General features: G+C 73.0%; 16 protein-coding genes. 11 read left to right on the top strand and 5 right to left on the bottom strand.

Annotated elements, in window-relative coordinates; translation table 11 throughout:
* Positions 1–53: 53 nt before the first annotated feature.
* Positions 54–605: an NADPH-dependent FMN reductase gene (locus QFW80_RS10865; protein WP_280601951.1), complete on the bottom strand. Its 552-nt coding sequence runs from the start codon at positions 603–605 to the stop codon at positions 54–56.
* 119 nt (positions 606–724) lie between these two features.
* On the opposite strand from QFW80_RS10865, the gene QFW80_RS10860 reads away from it, so the two are divergent.
* Positions 725–1300 (top strand): dihydrofolate reductase family protein, encoded by a 576-nt coding sequence (locus QFW80_RS10860; protein ID WP_280601950.1) that lies wholly within the window; start codon positions 725–727, stop codon positions 1298–1300.
* A 70-nt stretch (positions 1301–1370) separates the two neighbouring features.
* Here the strand turns inward: QFW80_RS10860 and QFW80_RS10855 are convergent, their stop codons facing one another.
* The 3 genes from QFW80_RS10855 to QFW80_RS10845 all read right to left on the bottom strand — a co-directional run bounded on the left by QFW80_RS10855 (position 1371) and on the right by QFW80_RS10845 (position 4009).
* The gene (locus tag QFW80_RS10855; protein ID WP_280601948.1) at positions 1371–1805 is read right to left on the bottom strand and encodes a PepSY domain-containing protein; all 435 of its coding nucleotides are present in this window, start codon (positions 1803–1805) and stop codon (positions 1371–1373) included.
* A 450-nt stretch (positions 1806–2255) separates the two neighbouring features.
* On the bottom strand, positions 2256–2522 hold the full coding sequence (locus QFW80_RS10850) for a GlsB/YeaQ/YmgE family stress response membrane protein (RefSeq protein ID WP_280601946.1): 267 nt from the start codon (positions 2520–2522) through the stop codon (positions 2256–2258).
* A gap of 92 nt (positions 2523–2614) precedes the next feature.
* The gene (locus QFW80_RS10845) at positions 2615–4009 is read right to left on the bottom strand and encodes an AMP-binding protein (RefSeq protein WP_280601944.1); all 1395 of its coding nucleotides are present in this window, start codon (positions 4007–4009) and stop codon (positions 2615–2617) included.
* An 82-nt stretch (positions 4010–4091) separates the two neighbouring features.
* On the opposite strand from QFW80_RS10845, the gene QFW80_RS10840 reads away from it, so the two are divergent.
* From QFW80_RS10840 to QFW80_RS10795, 10 genes are all read left to right on the top strand, one after another.
* The gene (locus QFW80_RS10840) at positions 4092–4709 is read left to right on the top strand and encodes a 4'-phosphopantetheinyl transferase family protein (protein WP_280601943.1); all 618 of its coding nucleotides are present in this window, start codon (positions 4092–4094) and stop codon (positions 4707–4709) included.
* A 37-nt stretch (positions 4710–4746) separates the two neighbouring features.
* On the top strand, positions 4747–5388 hold the full coding sequence (rsmG, locus tag QFW80_RS10835) for a 16S rRNA (guanine(527)-N(7))-methyltransferase RsmG (protein ID WP_280601942.1): 642 nt from the start codon (positions 4747–4749) through the stop codon (positions 5386–5388).
* 160 nt (positions 5389–5548) lie between these two features.
* The gene (locus QFW80_RS10830; RefSeq protein ID WP_280601941.1) at positions 5549–6370 is read left to right on the top strand and encodes a ParA family protein; all 822 of its coding nucleotides are present in this window, start codon (positions 5549–5551) and stop codon (positions 6368–6370) included.
* A complete protein-coding gene (locus QFW80_RS10825; protein ID WP_280601940.1) occupies positions 6367–7278 on the top strand; it encodes a ParB/RepB/Spo0J family partition protein in 912 nt (303 codons plus the stop codon). The genes QFW80_RS10830 and QFW80_RS10825 overlap by 4 nt, the downstream gene beginning before the upstream one ends.
* 29 nt (positions 7279–7307) lie before the next feature.
* Entirely contained in the window at positions 7308–7694 is a 387-nt protein-coding gene (locus QFW80_RS10820; protein ID WP_280601939.1) for a hypothetical protein, read from the top strand.
* Between the two features lie 256 nt (positions 7695–7950).
* On the top strand, positions 7951–10650 hold the full coding sequence (locus QFW80_RS10815) for a bifunctional acetate--CoA ligase family protein/GNAT family N-acetyltransferase (protein ID WP_280601937.1): 2700 nt from the start codon (positions 7951–7953) through the stop codon (positions 10648–10650).
* A gap of 377 nt (positions 10651–11027) precedes the next feature.
* Positions 11028–11264, top strand: a complete 237-nt coding sequence (gene rpmB, locus QFW80_RS10810) for a 50S ribosomal protein L28 (protein WP_146385816.1) — start codon at positions 11028–11030, stop codon at positions 11262–11264.
* A gap of 13 nt (positions 11265–11277) precedes the next feature.
* Positions 11278–11442, top strand: a complete 165-nt coding sequence (gene rpmG / locus QFW80_RS10805) for a 50S ribosomal protein L33 (RefSeq protein WP_280576833.1) — start codon at positions 11278–11280, stop codon at positions 11440–11442.
* A 529-nt stretch (positions 11443–11971) separates the two neighbouring features.
* Positions 11972–13393, top strand: a complete 1422-nt coding sequence (cls, locus tag QFW80_RS10800; RefSeq protein WP_280601935.1) for a cardiolipin synthase — start codon at positions 11972–11974, stop codon at positions 13391–13393.
* Positions 13394–13600: 207 nt separating this feature from the next.
* Positions 13601–17059 carry a NahK/ErcS family hybrid sensor histidine kinase/response regulator gene (locus QFW80_RS10795; protein WP_280601933.1) on the top strand — a complete coding sequence of 1153 codons (3459 nt, stop codon included), beginning with the start codon at positions 13601–13603 and terminating at the stop codon, positions 17057–17059.
* 12 nt (positions 17060–17071) lie between these two features.
* Here the strand turns inward: QFW80_RS10795 and QFW80_RS10790 are convergent, their stop codons facing one another.
* Positions 17072–17740, bottom strand: a complete 669-nt coding sequence (locus tag QFW80_RS10790; RefSeq protein WP_280601932.1) for a response regulator — start codon at positions 17738–17740, stop codon at positions 17072–17074.
* Positions 17741–17913 lie beyond the last annotated feature (173 nt).

Raw genomic sequence — 17913 nt, 5'->3', positions numbered from 1 at the left:
CTCGCGCCAGCGAGGCGGCCGGCCGCTAACGGCCGGATCCGCGCGGCGCATGGTCAGCGCGCGGCGAAGGCGGCGAACCCGGCCATGAAGTCGCGCAGCTGCGCGTCCACCTTCGCATCGACCAGCGCACCCTCGGCATCGAATACGCCGCCGGCGCGCGAGACCATCAGCCGCCCGCCGAACCAGACCCGCGCGCGCAGCGTCCGCAGCACCGGCCACCAGGCGTCCTGGGCCAGCTGGGTACCGAAGCCGCCGGGCGAGGCGCCGATGACCGCGAACGACCGGTCACCGAACACCGCGGGGATGTCGGCGCCCGGGCGCGAGAGCCAGTCGATCGCGTTCTTGAACACGCCCGGGATGCCGTTGTTGTACTCCGGGGTCACCAGCAGCACGCCATCGGCCGCGCGCACGCGGTCCTTCAGCGCCTGCACCGCCGGCGGCAGGCCCGAGGCCGCCTCGAGGTCGCCGTCGTAGAGCGGGATGCCGTGGAGGGTGGCCGCCTCCAGCGTGGTGCCGGCCGGCACCCGCGCCGCCGCCGCGTGCAGCAGCGCGGTATTGAGCGAGGCGGCGCGCAGGCTGCCGGAAATGCCGAGCAATCGAACCATGGCCGTGGTCTCCCGGGGAACGCCCCATCCTAGCGGCCGGACCCCGCGTCGAGCAGTGGCGCGTCGAACCCGACGCCCGTCGTTCGTCTTCCATGGACTTGACCGGAACGGGAGTCCGCATGGGCAGGATCATCGTCGAACAGATCGTCAGCGCCGACGGTTTCGCCGCCGAGACGGATGGCGGCATCGGATTCTTCGCCGCGGCCGCCGAGCTGACCACGCCCGAAGTGGAAGACGAGCAGCTGCGCATGGTGGAGACGGTGGATGCGATCGTGCTCGGTCGCACCACGTACGCCATGTTCGAGGCCTACTGGCCGGACGTCTCGCCGCAGGTGGAGCGCGTGGCGGCGCCGATCAACGCGCTGCCCAAGTACGTGGTCTCCTCGACGCTGTCACAGGCGCCATGGGGCCGCGGTGGCGACCACGCCCACATCCTGCGCGGCGACGCCGTGGCGTCGGTGTGCGCGCTGCGCGAACGCGGCGCCGGCGATCTGATCGTATGGGGCAGCCTCACCCTGACCGATGCCCTGCTGCGCGCGGGGGCGGTCGACCTGCTGCGCCTGCGCGTGGTGCCGGTCCTGATCGGCGCGGGCCGTCCGTTCGTCCCCGCGGACCTCGGCCAGCGCGGGCTGGTCCTCGACTCCCTGCACCGCTTCGCCTCGGGCGCCCAGCTGGTGGCGTGGCGGTTCGCCTGACGCGGTCCCCCGACGCGACGATGCCCGGCGGCGCCGGGCATCGTCCTGCCGCCGCGCGCGGCGGGGGCGCTCAGTCCTTCGCCTTGCCGATGACCTCGCCGGTGTTCGGATCCAGCCGCAGTTCGACGTCCTTGCCGGCCTGATCGTCGGCCTCGGCCTTCCACACGCCGCCTTCGAATTCCACGTCGTGCACGTTGGTGTACCCCGCCGCCGCGAGCTTGGCCTCGACATCGGCCTTGCCCAGGGTGGCGACCTGTTCGTCGGGATAGATCTCGCCGGTCGACGGATTGATCGACAGGTCGACGCGGTTGCCGTCGGCGCTGCGCGCATCCGCGCTCCACACACCGTCCTCGAACTCGACGTCGTTGATGTTGGTGTAGCCCTGCGCCTCGAGCTTGGCGCGCACTTCGGCGGCCGTCAGCGCGTCCTGGGCCAGCACGGTACCGGCGGCCGCCACCAGTGCCAGTGCGAGCAGGGCCTTGCGGCCATTGCGGATCGAATGCATCACCCACTCCTGTCGTGTCCTGTCGGGAGCCCGATCGTGGCGAGCGGGCATGCAAGCCGCCGTGAACCCGCTCGCCGCGAACGGCTGCCGTTCAAGCTTGCGAAGATTGCGCGAACCCGCAGGACGCGCCCGGAAGCCGCCGCCCGACGCGGCCGGGTGGCCTCCGCGCGAACGCAAGGAGGAGGCCACCGCCTGCAGGCGGTGGCCGGGGGACATTCGCAGCGGGGGCCACCCGGTCGCGGCGGGCGCCGTCCGGTCGCATCGCAAGGTGGCAGCGCCGTGAGTCGGACACCGGGGGAGCGAGGCGCGAGATCGCAATGATCGAGCCCCATGCGGGGGCTCGCCCCGCAACGAAAATGGACCGAGTCCGCCATCAACTTCCATAGAAGGGCTGACCCAAAAAAAAGCCCGGCATGCGCCGGGCTCTTCTCGTGTTCGACGACGCTGCAATCAGCGCACGTTGCCGCGTCGGAACAGGTTGACGATCGCCAGCAGGATGATGGCACCGATCAGCGAGACCACGAAGCTCATCACGGTGATGCCGTCGTTGATCGAACCCGCACCGAGGAGGGGACCGATCAGCCAGCCGCCGATGATGGCGCCGACGATGCCGACCACGATGTTGAGGATGATGCCCTGCTGCGCGTCGCGCTTCATGACGATGCTCGCCAGCCAGCCGACGATGCCGCCGACGATCAGCCAGATGATGATGCCCATGCGCTGTCTCCTGTCAGGTGAATCCGTTGAACGAGGCTCGGCACTCGCGTGCGGAGTGGGCGCATGCTGACAGCGGGATCGTGACGGCGACGTCAGCGCAGGGTGTCGTCCTCGCCGCACTGCAGCAGGCGCTGCAGCGCCGCGCGCGGCAGCTTGCCGGTGTCGTTGCGCGGCAGGGCAGGGACCCGCCGCAGCGGCCGCGGCAGGAACACCGGATCGATGCAGCGTCGCAGCGCGTCGCGCATGGCGCGCTCGTCCAGGGTGTCGCTGACGTAGGCCGCCGCGATCCGGCGCACGCCCGCGTGCTCGTCGGCGAGCTGGAACACCACCCCGTCGCGCACGCCCGGCACTTCGAGCAGGCGGCGGGTGAGATCGGCCAGCGAGGCGCGCTTGCCCGCGATCTCCAGCAGGTCGGCCTGGCGCCCGCGCAGCAGGAAACCACCGTCGGCGCGGAGTTCGACCAGGTCCGCCAACAGCACCGGCGCGGCAAGCTGGGCGGCCGACACCAGGGTGCCGTCGGGCCGCGGCTGCAGCCGCACGCCCGGGAACGGCGTCCACGCCTCGTCGACGGCGGTTCGCCGGCTGGCGATGATGCAGGTCTCGGTGGAGCCGAAGGTCTCGCGCACCTCGCAGCCCCAGGCCGCCTCGGCGTCGGCGGCGAGTGCCTGCGGCAGCGGCGCGGTCGCGGTGACGATCCCCGCCAGCGGCGGCAGCGCCACGCCCGAGGCCAGCAGCGCGCGCAGGTGCACCGGCGTGGTCACCAGCACGCGCGCGCCCGCGGCGTCGTGCAGCGCGCGCGCGATGTCGTCGGGGAAGAACGGGCGTGCGCGGTGCACCGCGACGGACGTGAGCAGCGGCAGCATCACCGACAGCTCCAGCCCGTACATGTGCTGCGGGGGCACCGTCGCGACCACGTGCGGCACCGCGCCGGGCGGCCACAGGCTCGCGAGCGCGGCGAGGTTCTGCGCGGTGCTGGTGCGCAGCGAACCCAGGGTCTTGGCATTGGGCACCGGCGTGCCGGTGCTGCCGGACGTGAAGCCGATCGCGACCACGGCCGCATCGTCGACCTGCAGCGGCGCGCCCTCGACCGCGATCAGTTCGGCCGCCAAGTGCACGAAGTGCGCGTCGGGCGCGGCCAGTTCGGCGTCGCAGCCGCAGGCCTCGCCGTCGCCGATGCAGTAGCTGTCGGGATGGCGCGCGCGCACCTCGTCGATCGCGGCGCGGGTGCGCGTGGGCGGCAGCAGGTTCACCTGCCCGCGCACGGCGACGGCGCAGAACGCGACCAGGAACCGGTAGCGGTCCTCGCACAGGTTCACCGCGTAGGCGGCGGCCGGCAGTCGCGCGGCCAGCGCGCGCACTTGCGCGGCGAACTGCGCCCGGCTGACCCTGCCGCCGGCGTCGAAGGCGAACGCGTCCGCGCCCCCGCCCCCGGGTAGCAGGAAGGCCCCGTGTCCTAGTGCCGTGCTGTGCTGGATGACTGCCGACATCGTCCCCGACCGGCGGCGAAGGTTCACGCCGCCCGGCCGCTAGCTTACGCTGGCCCGCCCCCGCCGGCCGAACCGACTGTTCATGCTCACCGTGCACGACAGCCTCGACCTCGGCCCGGTGCGCTGCGCCTGGGGCCCGTACCGTCGCGGCGAACCGGCCGAGCCGCTGGCCCGGCGCTGGCTGGCCGACCAGCTGGGCGTGCCCGAACCCGCGCTGGGCCTGTGGCGCGACCCCTACGGCCGTCCCCACCTCGACGCCACGTACGCGGGGCTGGACGCGAACTGGAGCCACAGCGGCGGGCGGCTGCTGGTGGCGCTGGCGCGCGGCGCGCGCGTGGGCGCGGACATCGAATGGCTGCGTCCGCGTCCGAACGCGATGACCCTGGCCCGCCGCTTCTTCACCGCCCACGAGTCCGCGCAGCTCGCGGACCTGCCGCGCGACGCCGGCGAGCGCTGGTTCGTGCGTCTGTGGTGCGCCAAGGAGGCGGTGCTCAAGGCGCACGGGCGCGGCATCGCCTTCGGGCTGGAGAAGCTGGAGTTCGCGCACGAGGGCGACGGCTGGCGACTGGCCGCCTGCGATCCCGCCCTCGGCGCCCCGGGCGACTGGCACCTGCACGCGTTCACGCCCGCGCCGGGCTACCTGGCCACGCTGGCCTGGCGGACGGGGCATGTCGGCCACACCGGCGACGCGGCGCCGTAGCGCCGGTGCCCCCGGCGCGCCCTCCTACAATGGCGCGATGACCGCACCGTCCCCCGACCCCCTGCGCGCGGCGCTCGAAGCCGGCCTCGCGGCGCTTGCGCAGCCAGCCGCGCTGGCCGAGCCGCTGCTGGCCTACCTGGCGCTGCTGGTGCGCTGGAACGCGACCTACAACCTCACCGCGGTGCGCGATCCGCTGCAGATGGTGACCCTGCACCTGCTCGATTCGCTGGCGCTGGCGCCGCACGTGGCCGGCGTCGCCCGGCTCGCCGACCTGGGCACCGGGCCCGGACTGCCCGGCATCCCGCTGGCGATCGCCTGCCCGGCGCTGGAGGTGACCCTGGTCGAGTCCAACGGCAAGAAGGCCCGCTTCCTGCGCGAGGCGGTGCGCCAGCTGCCGCTGCCCAACGCACGGGTCGCCGAATCGCGGGCCGAAGCGCTCGACCTGCCGGGTGCGTTCGACGCGATCACCGCCCGGGCGCTGGCGACCCTGGCCGACATCATCGCCGTCGGCGGCCACCTGCTGGCCCCCGGCGGCCGCCTGCTGGCGATGAAGGGCGTACTGCCCGAGTCCGAGATCGCGGCCCTGCCCGCCGGCTGGCGGGTGGAGTCGATCCATCCGCTGCAGGTGCCGGGGCTGGCGGCGGAGCGGCACCTGGTGGTGGTGGCGCGCGACGCCTGACCCTGCGGCCACGCGGGGTGCCGGCGGACGCGCCACCCGGCCGGCGCGCCACGCGGTTTTCACCCCGGCGCGGGAAGATCCCGGCCGGGCGCGGCATAATCCCCCGTCCGGACCGCCCGCTGCGGCCGCTCCCCCGCCGCAACCGAGGCACCCGGACCCCATGGCCCGCATCATCGCCATTGCCAACCAGAAGGGCGGCGTCGGCAAGACCACCACCGCGGTCAACCTGGCCGCGGCGCTGGCCGCGTCCCCCAAGCGGGTGCTGCTGATCGACCTCGACGCCCAGGGCAACGCCACCATGGGCAGCGGCATCGACAAGCGCGACCTCCACGCCTCGACCTGCGACGTGCTGCTCGAGGAGCTGCGCGCCGAAGACGCGATCATGGAGACCGCCGAAGGCTACGACCTGCTGCCCGGCAACACCGACCTGACCGCGGCCGAGATCGAACTGATGGACGAGGATGCGCGCGAGCAGCGGCTCAAGCGCGCGCTCGACCCGCTGCGCCCGCGCTACGACTACATCATCGTCGACTGCCCGCCGGCGCTGTCGTTGCTCACGCTCAACGCGCTGACCGCGGCCGACTCGGTGCTGGTGCCGATGCAGTGCGAGTACTACGCGCTGGAAGGCCTGACCGCGCTGCTGCAGACCATCGACGCGCTCAAACAGCGGCTGAACCCGGCGCTCGAGATCGAGGGCGTGCTGCGTACCATGTTCGACGTGCGCAACAACCTCGCCAACGCGGTGTCGGCCGAGCTCGTCGAACATTTCGGCGACAAGGTCTTCCGCACCATCGTGCCGCGCAACGTCCGCCTGGCCGAAGCGCCCAGCCACGGCCAGAGCATCATCGGCTACGACAAGGCCTCGCGCGGCGGCATCGCCTACCTGGGCCTGGCCGGCGAAGTGGTGCGGCGCCAGCGCGAACGCGAACAGGCCGCGCGCCAGACCGACAAGGAACCGAACGTGACGGAGACCCAGGCATGAGCACCGCGAAGTCCACGCCCGCCAAGAAGCGCGGCCTGGGGCGCGGGCTCGAGGCCCTGCTCGGCCCCAAGGGCGCGGCCGAAGCGCCGAAACTGGAGGCGGCCCCCGACGACGTGCTGCGCACGCTGCCGGTCGACGCGCTGCGCCCCGGCAAGTACCAGCCGCGCAAGCACTGGGACGGCGAGAAGCTCACCGAACTGGCCGAATCGATCCGCTCCCAGGGCGTGATCCAGCCGATCGTGGTGCGCGCGCTGGCCGACCGCACCTACGAGATCATCGCCGGCGAACGCCGCTGGCGCGCGTCGAAGGAAGCCGGCCTGGCGGAGATCCCGGCCGTGGTGCGCGAGGTCGACGACCGCACCGTGGTGGCGATGGCGCTGATCGAGAACATCCAGCGCGAGGACCTCAATCCGCTGGAAGAGGCGCAGGCGCTGCAGCGGCTGATCGACGAGTTCGACCTGACCCACGCCGCGGCCGCCGAAGCGGTGGGCCGCTCGCGCGCGGCGGTCTCCAACCTGCTGCGCCTGCTGGAGCTGCCGCCGGCGATCCGCGCCCTGGTCGAGGCCCGCAGGATCGAGATGGGGCACGCGCGCGCGCTGCTCACGCTCTCGCCCGAACTCGCCGCGAAGCTCGCGCGCGAGGCCGCCGAGCAGGGCTGGTCGGTGCGCGAGGTCGAGCATCGCGCGGCCCAGTTCGCCGCCGGCAAGCTGCCCGGCGCGGCGAAGAAGAAGCCGGCCGCGAAGCACGCCGCCTCGCCGGACCTGGCGTCGCTGGAGAACGAGCTGTCCGAAACGCTGGGCGCGAAGGTGGCGATCCAGAACGGTCGCGGCAACAAGGGCAAGCTGGTCATCCACTACACCGGCCTGGACGCGCTCGACGGCGTGCTGGAACGGCTGCGCCGGCGCTGACGCGCCCCGCCCGACGCACAGGCGCCCCCATGTTCAGCCTCGAACAGTTCCACCGGCTGGCTTTCCTGGAAGGGCGCTGGATCGGCACCGCCCCGGATGGTGCGGAATTCCACGAGGAATATGCGTTCACCGCGCCCGGCGCCCTGGCCTGCACCCGCCACGCGACCGCAGCCTTCGCCGAGCCCGTGGATACGAGCACCGTCACGCTGCTGGAGGGCGAGGTGCTGTCGCAGTGGAACGTGTTCCGCTGGCGAGCGGTTGCGCTGGACGATGGCCACGCACGCTTCGAGCCCGTCGACGCACCGAGCGCATTCTCCTGGACGCGCCTGGCCGACGGCCGTATCGAGGTGGTGCAACGCTGGACCGACGAGGGCGGTGCCTCGCAGTCGATGACGATGCACCTGCGTCGCGCCTGAGGCCACGCGCGAGCGCCTGGGCGCTCGCTGCGCGCCCCATGCAGTCCGATCGCGACGATCCAGCGCTTGCGCCAACGGGCGGACAAGTGCGGTGCCTCAGTCGCGCGCCGGCCCATGCGGTCCGCGCAAGCCCGGCGATGCCGGTCACGGTCTCCGCGCGCGAGCCCGCCGCGTCGCCCAGCGCCGGGAGGGACCGGGCGCACGTCCCGATGACGCTCCGCCGCTACCATGGCCGCCATCACGCCCGGATCTCCGCATGAGCACCTACCGCCTCGAATCGGTGTTCGCACCCGCCGCGGTCGCGGTGGTCGGCGGCAGCCCGCGCGAGCGCTCGGCCGGGCGCGCGGTGATGCGCAACCTGCGCGAGGGCGGCTATGCCGGCAGGGTCGGCTGGGTCAGCCCGCGCCACCGCGAGATCGACGGCATCGCCACCGTGCGCCGCCTGCGCGACCTGCCCTGGGTGCCGGACCTGGTGGTGATCACGGCGCCCGCCGCGGTGGTACCGCAGCTGGTGGCCGAGGCCGCGGAACTGGGCGTCGGTGCCGCGGTGCTGCTCACGGCCGCGCCGGCGCCGGAACGCGACGCCCTGCACGCCGCGATCGTCTCGGCCGCGCGCCCGCACGGCATGCGCATCCTCGGGCCGCATTGCCTCGGCATCCTGTCGGCCCACGCGGGCCTCAACGCCAGCATCGCCGCGCGCGCGCCGCAGCCGGGCGACCTGGCGCTGGTGTCCGAATCGAGCGCGATCGCCGCGGCGCTGGTGGAATGGGGCGTGGCGCGCTCGATCGGGTTTTCCAAGGTGGTCTCGCTCGGCGACGCGCTCGACGTCGACTTCGCCGACCTGCTCGACCACCTCGCCACCGACCGCCATACCCGCGCGATCCTGCTCTACGTCGAGCACGTGGGCAACGCGCGCAAGTTCATGTCCGCCGCCCGCGCGGCGGCGCGCGCCAAGCCGGTGGTGGTGGTGCGGGCCGCGCGCCCGCAGCCGCCGGCACGCATCGCCGAGGTCGGCCTGCGCGCACTGGCCCCGGCCGACGCGGTGCATGCGGCCGCGTTCCGCCGCGCCGGCCTGCTGCAGGTCGACGCCCTGGACGAACTGTTCGCCGCGGCCGAAACCCTGGCCAACCTGCGCACCTTCCCCGGTCGGCGGCTGGCGATCCTGGGCAACGGCGGCGGCGTCGGGTTGCTCGCCGCGAAGCGGCTGCAGCGCTTGGGCGGCACCCTGGCGACCCTGTCGCAGGCCACGGTCGACGCGCTCGACGCGCTGCTGCCCGGGGGCTGGTCGCACGCCAATCCGGTCGACCTGGTGGTGGATGCCGACGGCGCGCGCTACGCCACCGCGGTCGACGCACTGCTGGCCGATCCCGAGGTCGACGCGCTGCTGGTGATCAACGTGCCCACCGCGTTCTCGGCGCCGCTGGACTCGGCGCAAGCGCTGGCCGACGCGCTCGCCCGCCGCGGCGGGGCGGCCGCGCGCAAGCCGGTGTTCGCGGTGTGGCTGGCCGACGACGACGACGCCCACGCCACCCTGCATGCCGCCGGCGTGCCGAGCTACGCGACCGAGACCGAGGCGGTGAACGGCTTCATGCACCTGGTGCGTTATCGCGAGGCGCAGCAGGCGCTGATGGAAACGCCGCCCAGCCTGCCGTCGGATTTCGCCGTCGATGCCGCCGCCGCGCGCAGCCTGGTGCACGACGCGATCGCGCGCGGCGAGGTGCAGCTCGATCCGCAGGCGACCGCGCGCATCCTCGGCGCCTACGGACTGGACTGCCAGCCGCCACTCGCCGCGCCCGATGCGGACGCCGCGGTGCGCGCCGCCGAGCCGCTGCTGGCCGCCGGCCGCACGGTCGCGGTCAAGCTCGATTCGCCGGACGTGGCGCACAAGACCGTGGTCGATGGCGTGCGCCTGAACCTGGCCAGCACGCAGGCGGTGCGCGATGCCGCCGACGACGTGCTGCGCCTGGCCCGCGAACGGCGCCCGGACGCGCGCGTGCGCGGGGTGACCGTGCAGGCGATGGCCGCGCGCCCCGACGCGCGCGAACTGATCGCCGCGATCGCCGACGATCCGGTGTTCGGCCCGGTGGTCGTGTTCGGACGCGGCGGCACCGCGGTGCGCGTGATCGACGACCTGGCCTTGGCGCTGCCGCCGCTGGACCTGCGCCTGGCGCACGAACTGATCGCGCGCACGCGGGTGGCGCGGCGGCTCGAGGCGCACCGAAACCAGCCGGCCGCCGACGTGGACGAGGTGGCGCTGGCGCTGGTGAAGCTGGCGCAGCTGGCGGCCGACGTGCCGGAGATCCGCCAGCTGAGCGTGAACCCGCTGCTGGCCGACGCCGACGGCGTGCTCGCGGTGGATGCGCGCATCCTGGTCGGCCCGGTGGAGCCGCTGCACCGCGGCCGCGGCCATCCGCGCTTCGCGATCCTGCCCTATCCCAGCGAGTGGGAGCGCCGCATCGAGCTCGGCAACGGCGCCCCCGCGTTCGTGCGTCCGGTGCGGCCCGAGGACGAAGCGCTGTTCCGCGAGTTCTTCACTCATGTCACCGAGGAGGACCTGCGGCTGCGGTTCTTCCAGGCGGTGAAGCACTTCAGCCACGAGTTCATCGCCCGGCTGACGCAGATGGACTACGCGCGCTCGATCGCGCTGCTGGCGCTGGACGAGGGCGGCGCCATGCTCGGCGCGGTGCGCCTGCACGCCGACGCCAACTACGCCGCCGGCGAGTACGGGATCCTGGTGCGCAGCGACCTCAAGGGCCAGGGCCTGGGCTGGCAGCTGATGACGATCATGATCGAGGTCGCCGGCTGGCTCGGCCTGCGCGAGGTCGAGGGCCAGGTGCTGCGCCAGAATCGCGGCATGCTGGCGATGTGCGCACAGCTCGGCTTCGACATCGCGCCCGACCCGGACGAACCCGGGCTGATGCGGGTCCGCCTGCCGGTGCCGACGGCCCGGGGCTGAGGCGACCGGGCCGCCCGGGCTGCGCCGTCCACCGCATGGGACGCCGGTCCGGGTCCCGCGGACGCGGACCGCACCGGCATCGCCCACCCCGGCGGCAGGCCAGGCCCGGGGCGACGGCCGACGGCCGCCGCCGGGCCGCCGATGCCTGTCCCGGGGTCGACTTGTCCACAGCCCCGCTGCCGGGCATAATGCCCGGCTCGCTGCGCCCGGGACCGTCGTGTCCCTGGCACGGACCGGCCGGGAACGCGATCCCGCCCCCCGTCCGGCGAGCCCGAACACCCGTATTGCGTGGCAGGTGCCGGCCCTGGTGGCCAGCGCCCGCCGGGGCCGCCGCCTCCCTGGCCAAGGGGGGCACCATGACACTTTCGAGGTGTGCAATGTCCCGAGTCTGCCAAGTCACCGGCAAGCGTACGACGACCGGCAACAACGTGTCGCACGCGATGAACAAAACCCGCCGCCGCTTCATGCCCAACCTGCACGAGCGCCGGTTCTGGGTCGCCAGCGAGAACCGCTGGGTGAAGCTGCGCGTTTCCACGGCTGCCCTGCGCACCATCGACAAGAACGGCATCGACGCCGTGCTCGCCGACCTGCGCAAGCGCGGCGAGAAGGTCTGAGGAGTAGAGAGTCATGGCAACCAAGCGCGACAAGATCCGTCTGATTTCGTCGGCCAACACCGGCCACTTCTACACCACGGACAAGAACAAGAAGAACACCCCCGGCAAGATGGAGATCAAGAAGTACGATCCCGTCGTCCGCAAGCACGTGATGTACAAGGAAGGCAAGATCAAGTGACGCATTGACCTGCGCGCAGCGCAGCCGACATCGCGTCACCCCCGCGCAGGCCGGGGTCCAGGGGCCCGCCGCAAGGCGGGCCTTTTCGTAGCCGAGTCAGTGGCTGAAACACGGCCATCCCGCGCCCCCATTGCATGCGTCCGCCTGTCGAGGGGTGTGCCGAGGTCCATCCACGGGTCGGCCGTCATCGACCCGCGCGCGCCCGCCTAGTCGCGTCTTCGGAAGCTCCATCCCTGAGGAAGCGAAGACGAAGGCGTCGGACGGACGCTGTGCCGTGGCGGCCGGGGGCCGCTCTCCCTCGGTCAGGGCTCCTGCCCTGACTCGGGCGCGCGCCATCCATGCGCGCTCGCCTCGGCCCCCGGCCGCACGGCACGGCTCATCCCTTCGGTCCTCCACTGCCTTCGGCGGCGGAACCGCCGCCAGAGCGCAGATCCAGGTGCATGGCGGCGCATGGCTCCACCCGGTCGCGGCCCCGGCATCAGGGCGATCGCCACTGACGCACCCGCACCCGAGCCGGCACAATCGGCCGATGACGCTGCCCGATCTCAACCTGGGCCTGTGGCTGCTGGTCGTCGACTGGCTGGTGCGGATCGTCGCGCTCGCCTGGATCCCCACCCGGACCACGCCCGGCGCCGCGCGCGCCTGGCTGCTGCTGGTGTTCTTCCTGCCGCTGCTGGGCCTGCCGCTGTACCTGCTGCTCGGCCATCCGTGGCTGTCGCGCGAGCGCATCGCGCGCCAGCGGCTGGCCTCGCAGGTGATCCGCGAGGAGCAGGCGCCGCTGGCCGACCAGCGCTGGACGCCCGCGCCCGGCGGCGCCGACACCGAGATGGTGCCGCTGGTCGAATGCCTGGGCGATTTCATGGCCACGCACGGCAACCAGGTCGAGCTGCTCGACGGCTACGACGACGCGCTGCGGCGGCTGGTCGCCGACATCGACGCCGCGCGCGAACGCGTGCACCTGCTGTACTACCTGATGTTCGACGACGCCGTCGGCGACGTGGTGGCGGCCGCGCTCGCGCGTGCGTCGGCGCGCGGCGTGCAGTGTCGGCTGCTGCTCGACGCGGTCGGCGCCAAGCGCGGCCTGCGGCGCTATCGCAAGCCGCTGTCCGCGGCCGGAGTCCAGGTGCAGGACATGCTGCCCGGTGGCCTGCGCTGGCGCCGCAGCGGACGCATGGACCTGCGCAACCACCGCAAGGTCGCGGTGATCGACAACCGCGCCGGCTGGATCGGCTCGCAGAACCTGGCCGACGCCGACTTCATCCGCGGCGTCCCCAACCGCGAACTGGTGGCCCGCGTGCAGGGCCCGGTGGTCGGCCACCTCGAGGGCGTGTTCGCCAGCGACTGGTTCATCGAGACCGGCGCACGGCTCGATGTGGCGCCGACCTCGCCGGTGCACGATGCCGACATCGCCACCCAGTTGCTGCCCAGCGGGCCGGCCTATCCGTTCGCCAACGCCCGCGACGCCGTGAATGCGCTGATCCACCTCGCGCGCCACCGGCTGGTGCTGGTCACGCCGTACTTCGTGCCCGACGACGCCACCCTGAGCGCGCTGCGGATCGCGGCGCTGTCGGGGGTCGAGGTGCAGCTGATCCTCTCGCGCAGCAACAACCAGCGTCTGAGCGCGTGGGCGCAGGCGTCCTATTACGCCGAACTGCTGGCGGCGGGCGTGCGGATCGCGCTGTACCGGCCGCACTTCCTCCACGCTAAGCATCTGAGCGTCGACGACGAGATCGCCCTGGTCGGCTCGATCAACCTCGACATCCGCTCGTTCGCGCTCAACGCCGAGATCGGCATGCTCTGCTACGACCGCGACGTGGTGGCGAGGATGCGCGGCATCGAAGCGGACTACCTGGCCGACGCCGACCACCTCGACGCCGCGACGTGGGCCCGCCGCCCCGCCTGGCAGCGCAGCCGCGAAGGCATCGCGCGACTGGCCGATCCGCTGCTGTAGCGCAGCGGAGTCCACCGAGCGGCGGCGCGGCGGCGCGGCGTCGCGGCCGGCCGATCCGGCCGGGCGCAGCGACCGGCCGGTCCGCGACGCGGCACCACGGCGGCATCGCCGGACCGGTTGCGGCCATCCGGTCGCGGGACACGGTGCGGGGCGACCGCGGCGATTTGCGTACACTGCCCCGCACGGTCTGGTCCGGGGGGAGGCGCCTTGCTGCCAGGATGGGTCCTGCTGCTGGTGTCGGTCGGCTACGCCGCGCTGCTGTTCGCGGTGGCGTGGATCGGCGACCGCTATCCGCTGTATCCGCAGCGGCCGTGGCTGCGCCCGCTGGTCTACAGCCTGGCGCTGGCGGTGTACTGCTCGTCGTGGACGTTCTACGGCGCGGTCGGCACCGCGGTGCGCTCGGGCATCGGCTACCTGCCGATCTACGTCGGCCCGCTGCTGCTGCTGCTGTTCGGCTGGCGCATCCTGGAACGCATGGCGCGGGTGGCGCAGACCCAGAACACGGTCTCGATCGCCGACTTCATCGCCTCGCGCTACGGCCGCTCGCAGCCGCTGGCGGCGCTGGTGGCGACGATCGCGCTGATCGCCGCGGTGCCGTACCTGGCGCTGCAGTACAAGGCGGTGGCGATCAGCCTCGGCGTGCTTGGCGGCCAGGATCCATCCGGGCCCGCGCTGGGCGACCCGGCACTGTACGTGGCCGCGCTGATGGCGCTGTTCGCGATCCTGTTCGGTACCCGCCAGGTGGACGCCACCGAGCACCGGCCCGGCATGATGCTGGCGGTGGCGCTGGAGTCGCTGGTCAAGCTGGTGGCGCTGGTGGCGGTGGGGCTGTTCGCCTCGAACTGGCTGGGCGAGCGCCAGCTCGACTACGTCGCGGCCACCCGCTCGCTGATGGACGTCGCGCCGCCGGTGGGCTTCGTGGCGCAGACGCTGCTCGCGTTCGTGGCCATCATCTGCCTGCCGCGCCAGTTCCACGTCGCGATCGTGGAATGCGGCAACGTCGACGACATCCGCCGCGCGCGCTGGCTGTTCGGCGCCTACCTGGTGATCGTGAGCCTGATGGTGGTGCCGATCGCCGCCGCCGGCATGGCCCTGTTCGGCCAGGGTTCGGGCGTGGCGCCCGACAGCTTCGTGCTCGCGCTGCCGCTGGCCGAGAAACGCGACACCCTCGCGCTGCTGGCCTACGTGGGCGGGTTCTCCGCGGCCACCGGCATGGTGATCGTGGCCAGCGTGGCGCTGGCGACGATGGTCAGCAACGACCTGGTGATGCCGCTGCTGCTGCGCCGGGGCTGGGCCGACAGCCACGATGGCGACGTGGCCTCGACGGTGCTGTGGATCCGGCGCGTGGCGATCGTCGGCATCGCCGGCCTGGCCTGGGGCTACTACCGCACCAGCGGCAGCGACGCCTCGCTGGCCTCGTTCGGCCTGATGGCGTTCGTAGCCGTCGCCCAGTTCGCACCGGCGCTGATCGGCGGGCTGTACTGGCACGGCGCCAGCCGTCGCGGCGCGGAGGTCGGTCTCCTGATCGGCTTCGCGGTCTGGGTGTACACGCTGCTGCTGCCCACGCTGACCGACGCCGGCTGGTTCGACCCGGCCTGGGTGCGCGACGGCCCCTTCGGCATCCACTGGCTGCGGCCGCGGCAGCTGTTCGGCCTGTGGGGCTGGGACCCGCTGACCCACGGCACGTTCTGGTCGCTGCTGGCGAACGTGGGCGCGCTGCTGCTGGTGTCCGCGCGCTGGCGCCCGAGCCTGGACGAACGCCTGCGCGCCGCGCCGTTCCTGGAACCCTATGCCGAGCGCAGCGCGCTGGCCGCGGGCGAGTGGAAGGGCAACGTCACCATCGGCGACCTGCTCACGCTGGCCAGCCGCATCGTCGGCGAACGCACCGCGCAGCGCGCGTTCGCCGACTACGCGCGCGAGCAGTCGCTGGAACTGGCGCCGCAGGCGCGCGCCGACCGCAAGTGGGTGCAGTTCACCGAGCGCCTGCTGGCCGCCGCGGTCGGCGCGGCCTCGGCGCGACTGGTGCTGACCAGCGTGCTCAAGGGCTCGGGCATGGAGGTGGGCGAGGTGGTCGCGGTGCTGGACGAGGCCGGGCAGGAGCTGCGCTTCAACCGCGAGATCCTGTCCAACACCCTGGAGAACATCGACCAGGGCGTGAGCGTCGTGGACAGCGACATGTGCCTGGTGGCCTGGAACCGGCGCTACCAGCAGCTGTTCGGCTATCCCGACGGCATGCTCTACGTCGGCAGGCCGGTCGCGGACCTGATCCGCTACAACGCGCAGCGTGGCGAACTCGGCCCGCTGGGGCCGGAGGAGATCGAGGCCGAGGTCGACAAGCGCATCGACTACATGCGGGCCGGCTCGCCGCACGTGAGCGAACGCGTGCGCGGCAACGGCCAGGTGCTGGAGCTGCGCGGGCAGCCGCTGCCGGGCGGCGGCTACGCCACCAGCTACAGCGACGTGACCGACTACAAGCGCGCCGAGCGCGAGCTGCGCGAGATCAACGAGCACCTCGAGCAGCGCGTCGCCGAGCGCACGCGCGAGGCGGAAATCGCGCAGGAGACGCGCTCGCGCTTCCTCACCGCGATCAGCCACGACGTGCTGCAGCCGCTCAACGCCGCGCGGCTGTTCACCTCGGCGCTGCGCGAGAGCACCGCGCCGCAGGAACAGGCGCACCTGGCCGAACGCGTGGACGCGGCCCTGCGCGCGGCCGAGGAACTGCTCGACGGGCTGCTGGACGTCTCGCGCCTGGATGCGGGCAAGCTGAAGCCGGAGATCACCGACTTCGACGCCGGCGCCCTGCTGCGCGAACTCGCCGCGCAGTACGCGCCGATGGCCGCGGCGCGCACCATCAGCATGCACGTGCACGCGCCGCCGCTGCCGGTGCGCAGCGACCGCCGCCTGCTGCGGCGCGTGCTGCAGAACTTCATCGCCAACGCGCTGCGCTACACCCCGCGCGGGCGCGTGGTGCTCGCCGCGCGCCGGCGCGGCGACGGCGTCGCGCTGCAGGTGTGGGACACCGGCCCGGGCATCCCCGAGCACCACATGCGCCAGATCTACGACGAATTCCACCGCTACGAGCAGCCCTTCGACTGGGACGGCCGCGGGCTGGGCCTGGGGCTGTCGATCTGCCAGCGCATCTCGCGCCTGCTCGGGCACGCGCTCGATGCCCGTTCGCGGGTCGGCCACGGCAGCATGTTCTCGATCGTGGTGCCGCGTGGAGCGGCCGGCGCGCAGCTCGGGCCGGCGCAGTCCGACGCGCCGCGGGTGGATATCGACCAGGCCCTGCACGGGCTGACCGTGCTGTGCGTGGACAACGACCGCGACATCCTCGCCGGCATGCAGGCGCTGCTGCCGCGCTGGGGCGTGCGCACGGTGCCGGCCACCACCGTGGACGAGGCGCTGGAGCGCCTGTCCGAGCAGCCCGACGTGCTGCTGGTCGACTACCACCTGCACGACCGGCTCGACGGCCTGGATACCCTCGACGCGCTGCGCGCCGCCGCCGGCCAGCCGATCCCCGGCGCCCTGCTCACCGCCGACGGCAGCGACGCGCTCAAGCAGGCCGCGCGCGAACGCGGCTACCGGGTGCTCACCAAGCCGGTGAAGCCGGCCTCGCTGCGCGCCTTCCTCACCGCGCAGCGGCGGCGGATCGACGCCGACGCCTGATCGCCGCGCGATTCAGTCGTCGGTCTCGTCCGGCGCCACGACCTTCTCGGGGTCGACCGACAGCTTGCCCGCCATCAGCACCGCCTGGGTGCGGTTGGAGGCGCCGAGCTTGCGCAGGATCGCGCTCATGTGGGCCTTGATCGTGGCCTCGGATACGCCCAGCTCGTAGCCGATCTGCTTGTTGAGCTTGCCCGAACCGAGCATCTGCAGCACCCGGAACTGCTGCGGCGTGAGCTCGCGCACGCGCGCCGCGACGTCCTGTTCGTCCGTGCCGGTGCGCGGCGCGGAATCGGCGCTGTCGGGCACCCAGCGGTCGCCGTCGAGCACGCGCCGCAGCGCGGTGCCCAGGGTTTCGGCGTTGGAGGACTTGGGAATGAAGCCCATGGCGCCGTGGTCGAGCGCGCGACGGATCACCGCCGGCTCCTCGCGCGCGGACACCATCACCACCGGCAGCTGCGGGTGCAGGCCGCGCAGGTGCACCAGGGCGCTGAAGCCCTGCGCGCCGGGCATGTTGAGGTCGAGCAGCAGCAGGTCGGCGTCGGGATGTGCATCGGCCATCGCGTACAGGCCTTCGGCATTCTCGGCCTCGTGCAGCCGCGCGTCGGGAATGACGCGGACGACGGCGCCGCGCAGGGCCTCGCGGAACAGGGGGTGGTCGTCGGCGACGAGGATGGTGGGCATCGGTCCGTGATGGGGTCAGGGGTCAGGGGGGATGAATGGCGATCGGTGGTGCCGGCCCGGTGAGCGGTCAGGGGTGACGCGGCGATCCGCGGGCGGTGCCCGACGCTTGCGCATGCGCTCTCCGGGCGCGATCGCCGGTTCGCCGCCGCTGCCGAGCCGGCGCCAGGCTCCGC

The organism is Luteimonas rhizosphaericola, from assembly GCF_029888045.1.
GTDB classification, from domain to species: domain Bacteria; phylum Pseudomonadota; class Gammaproteobacteria; order Xanthomonadales; family Xanthomonadaceae; genus Luteimonas; species Luteimonas rhizosphaericola.
The sequence above is the reverse complement of the archived record's forward strand: the minus strand, read 5'-3'. Positions and strand labels throughout refer to the sequence as shown.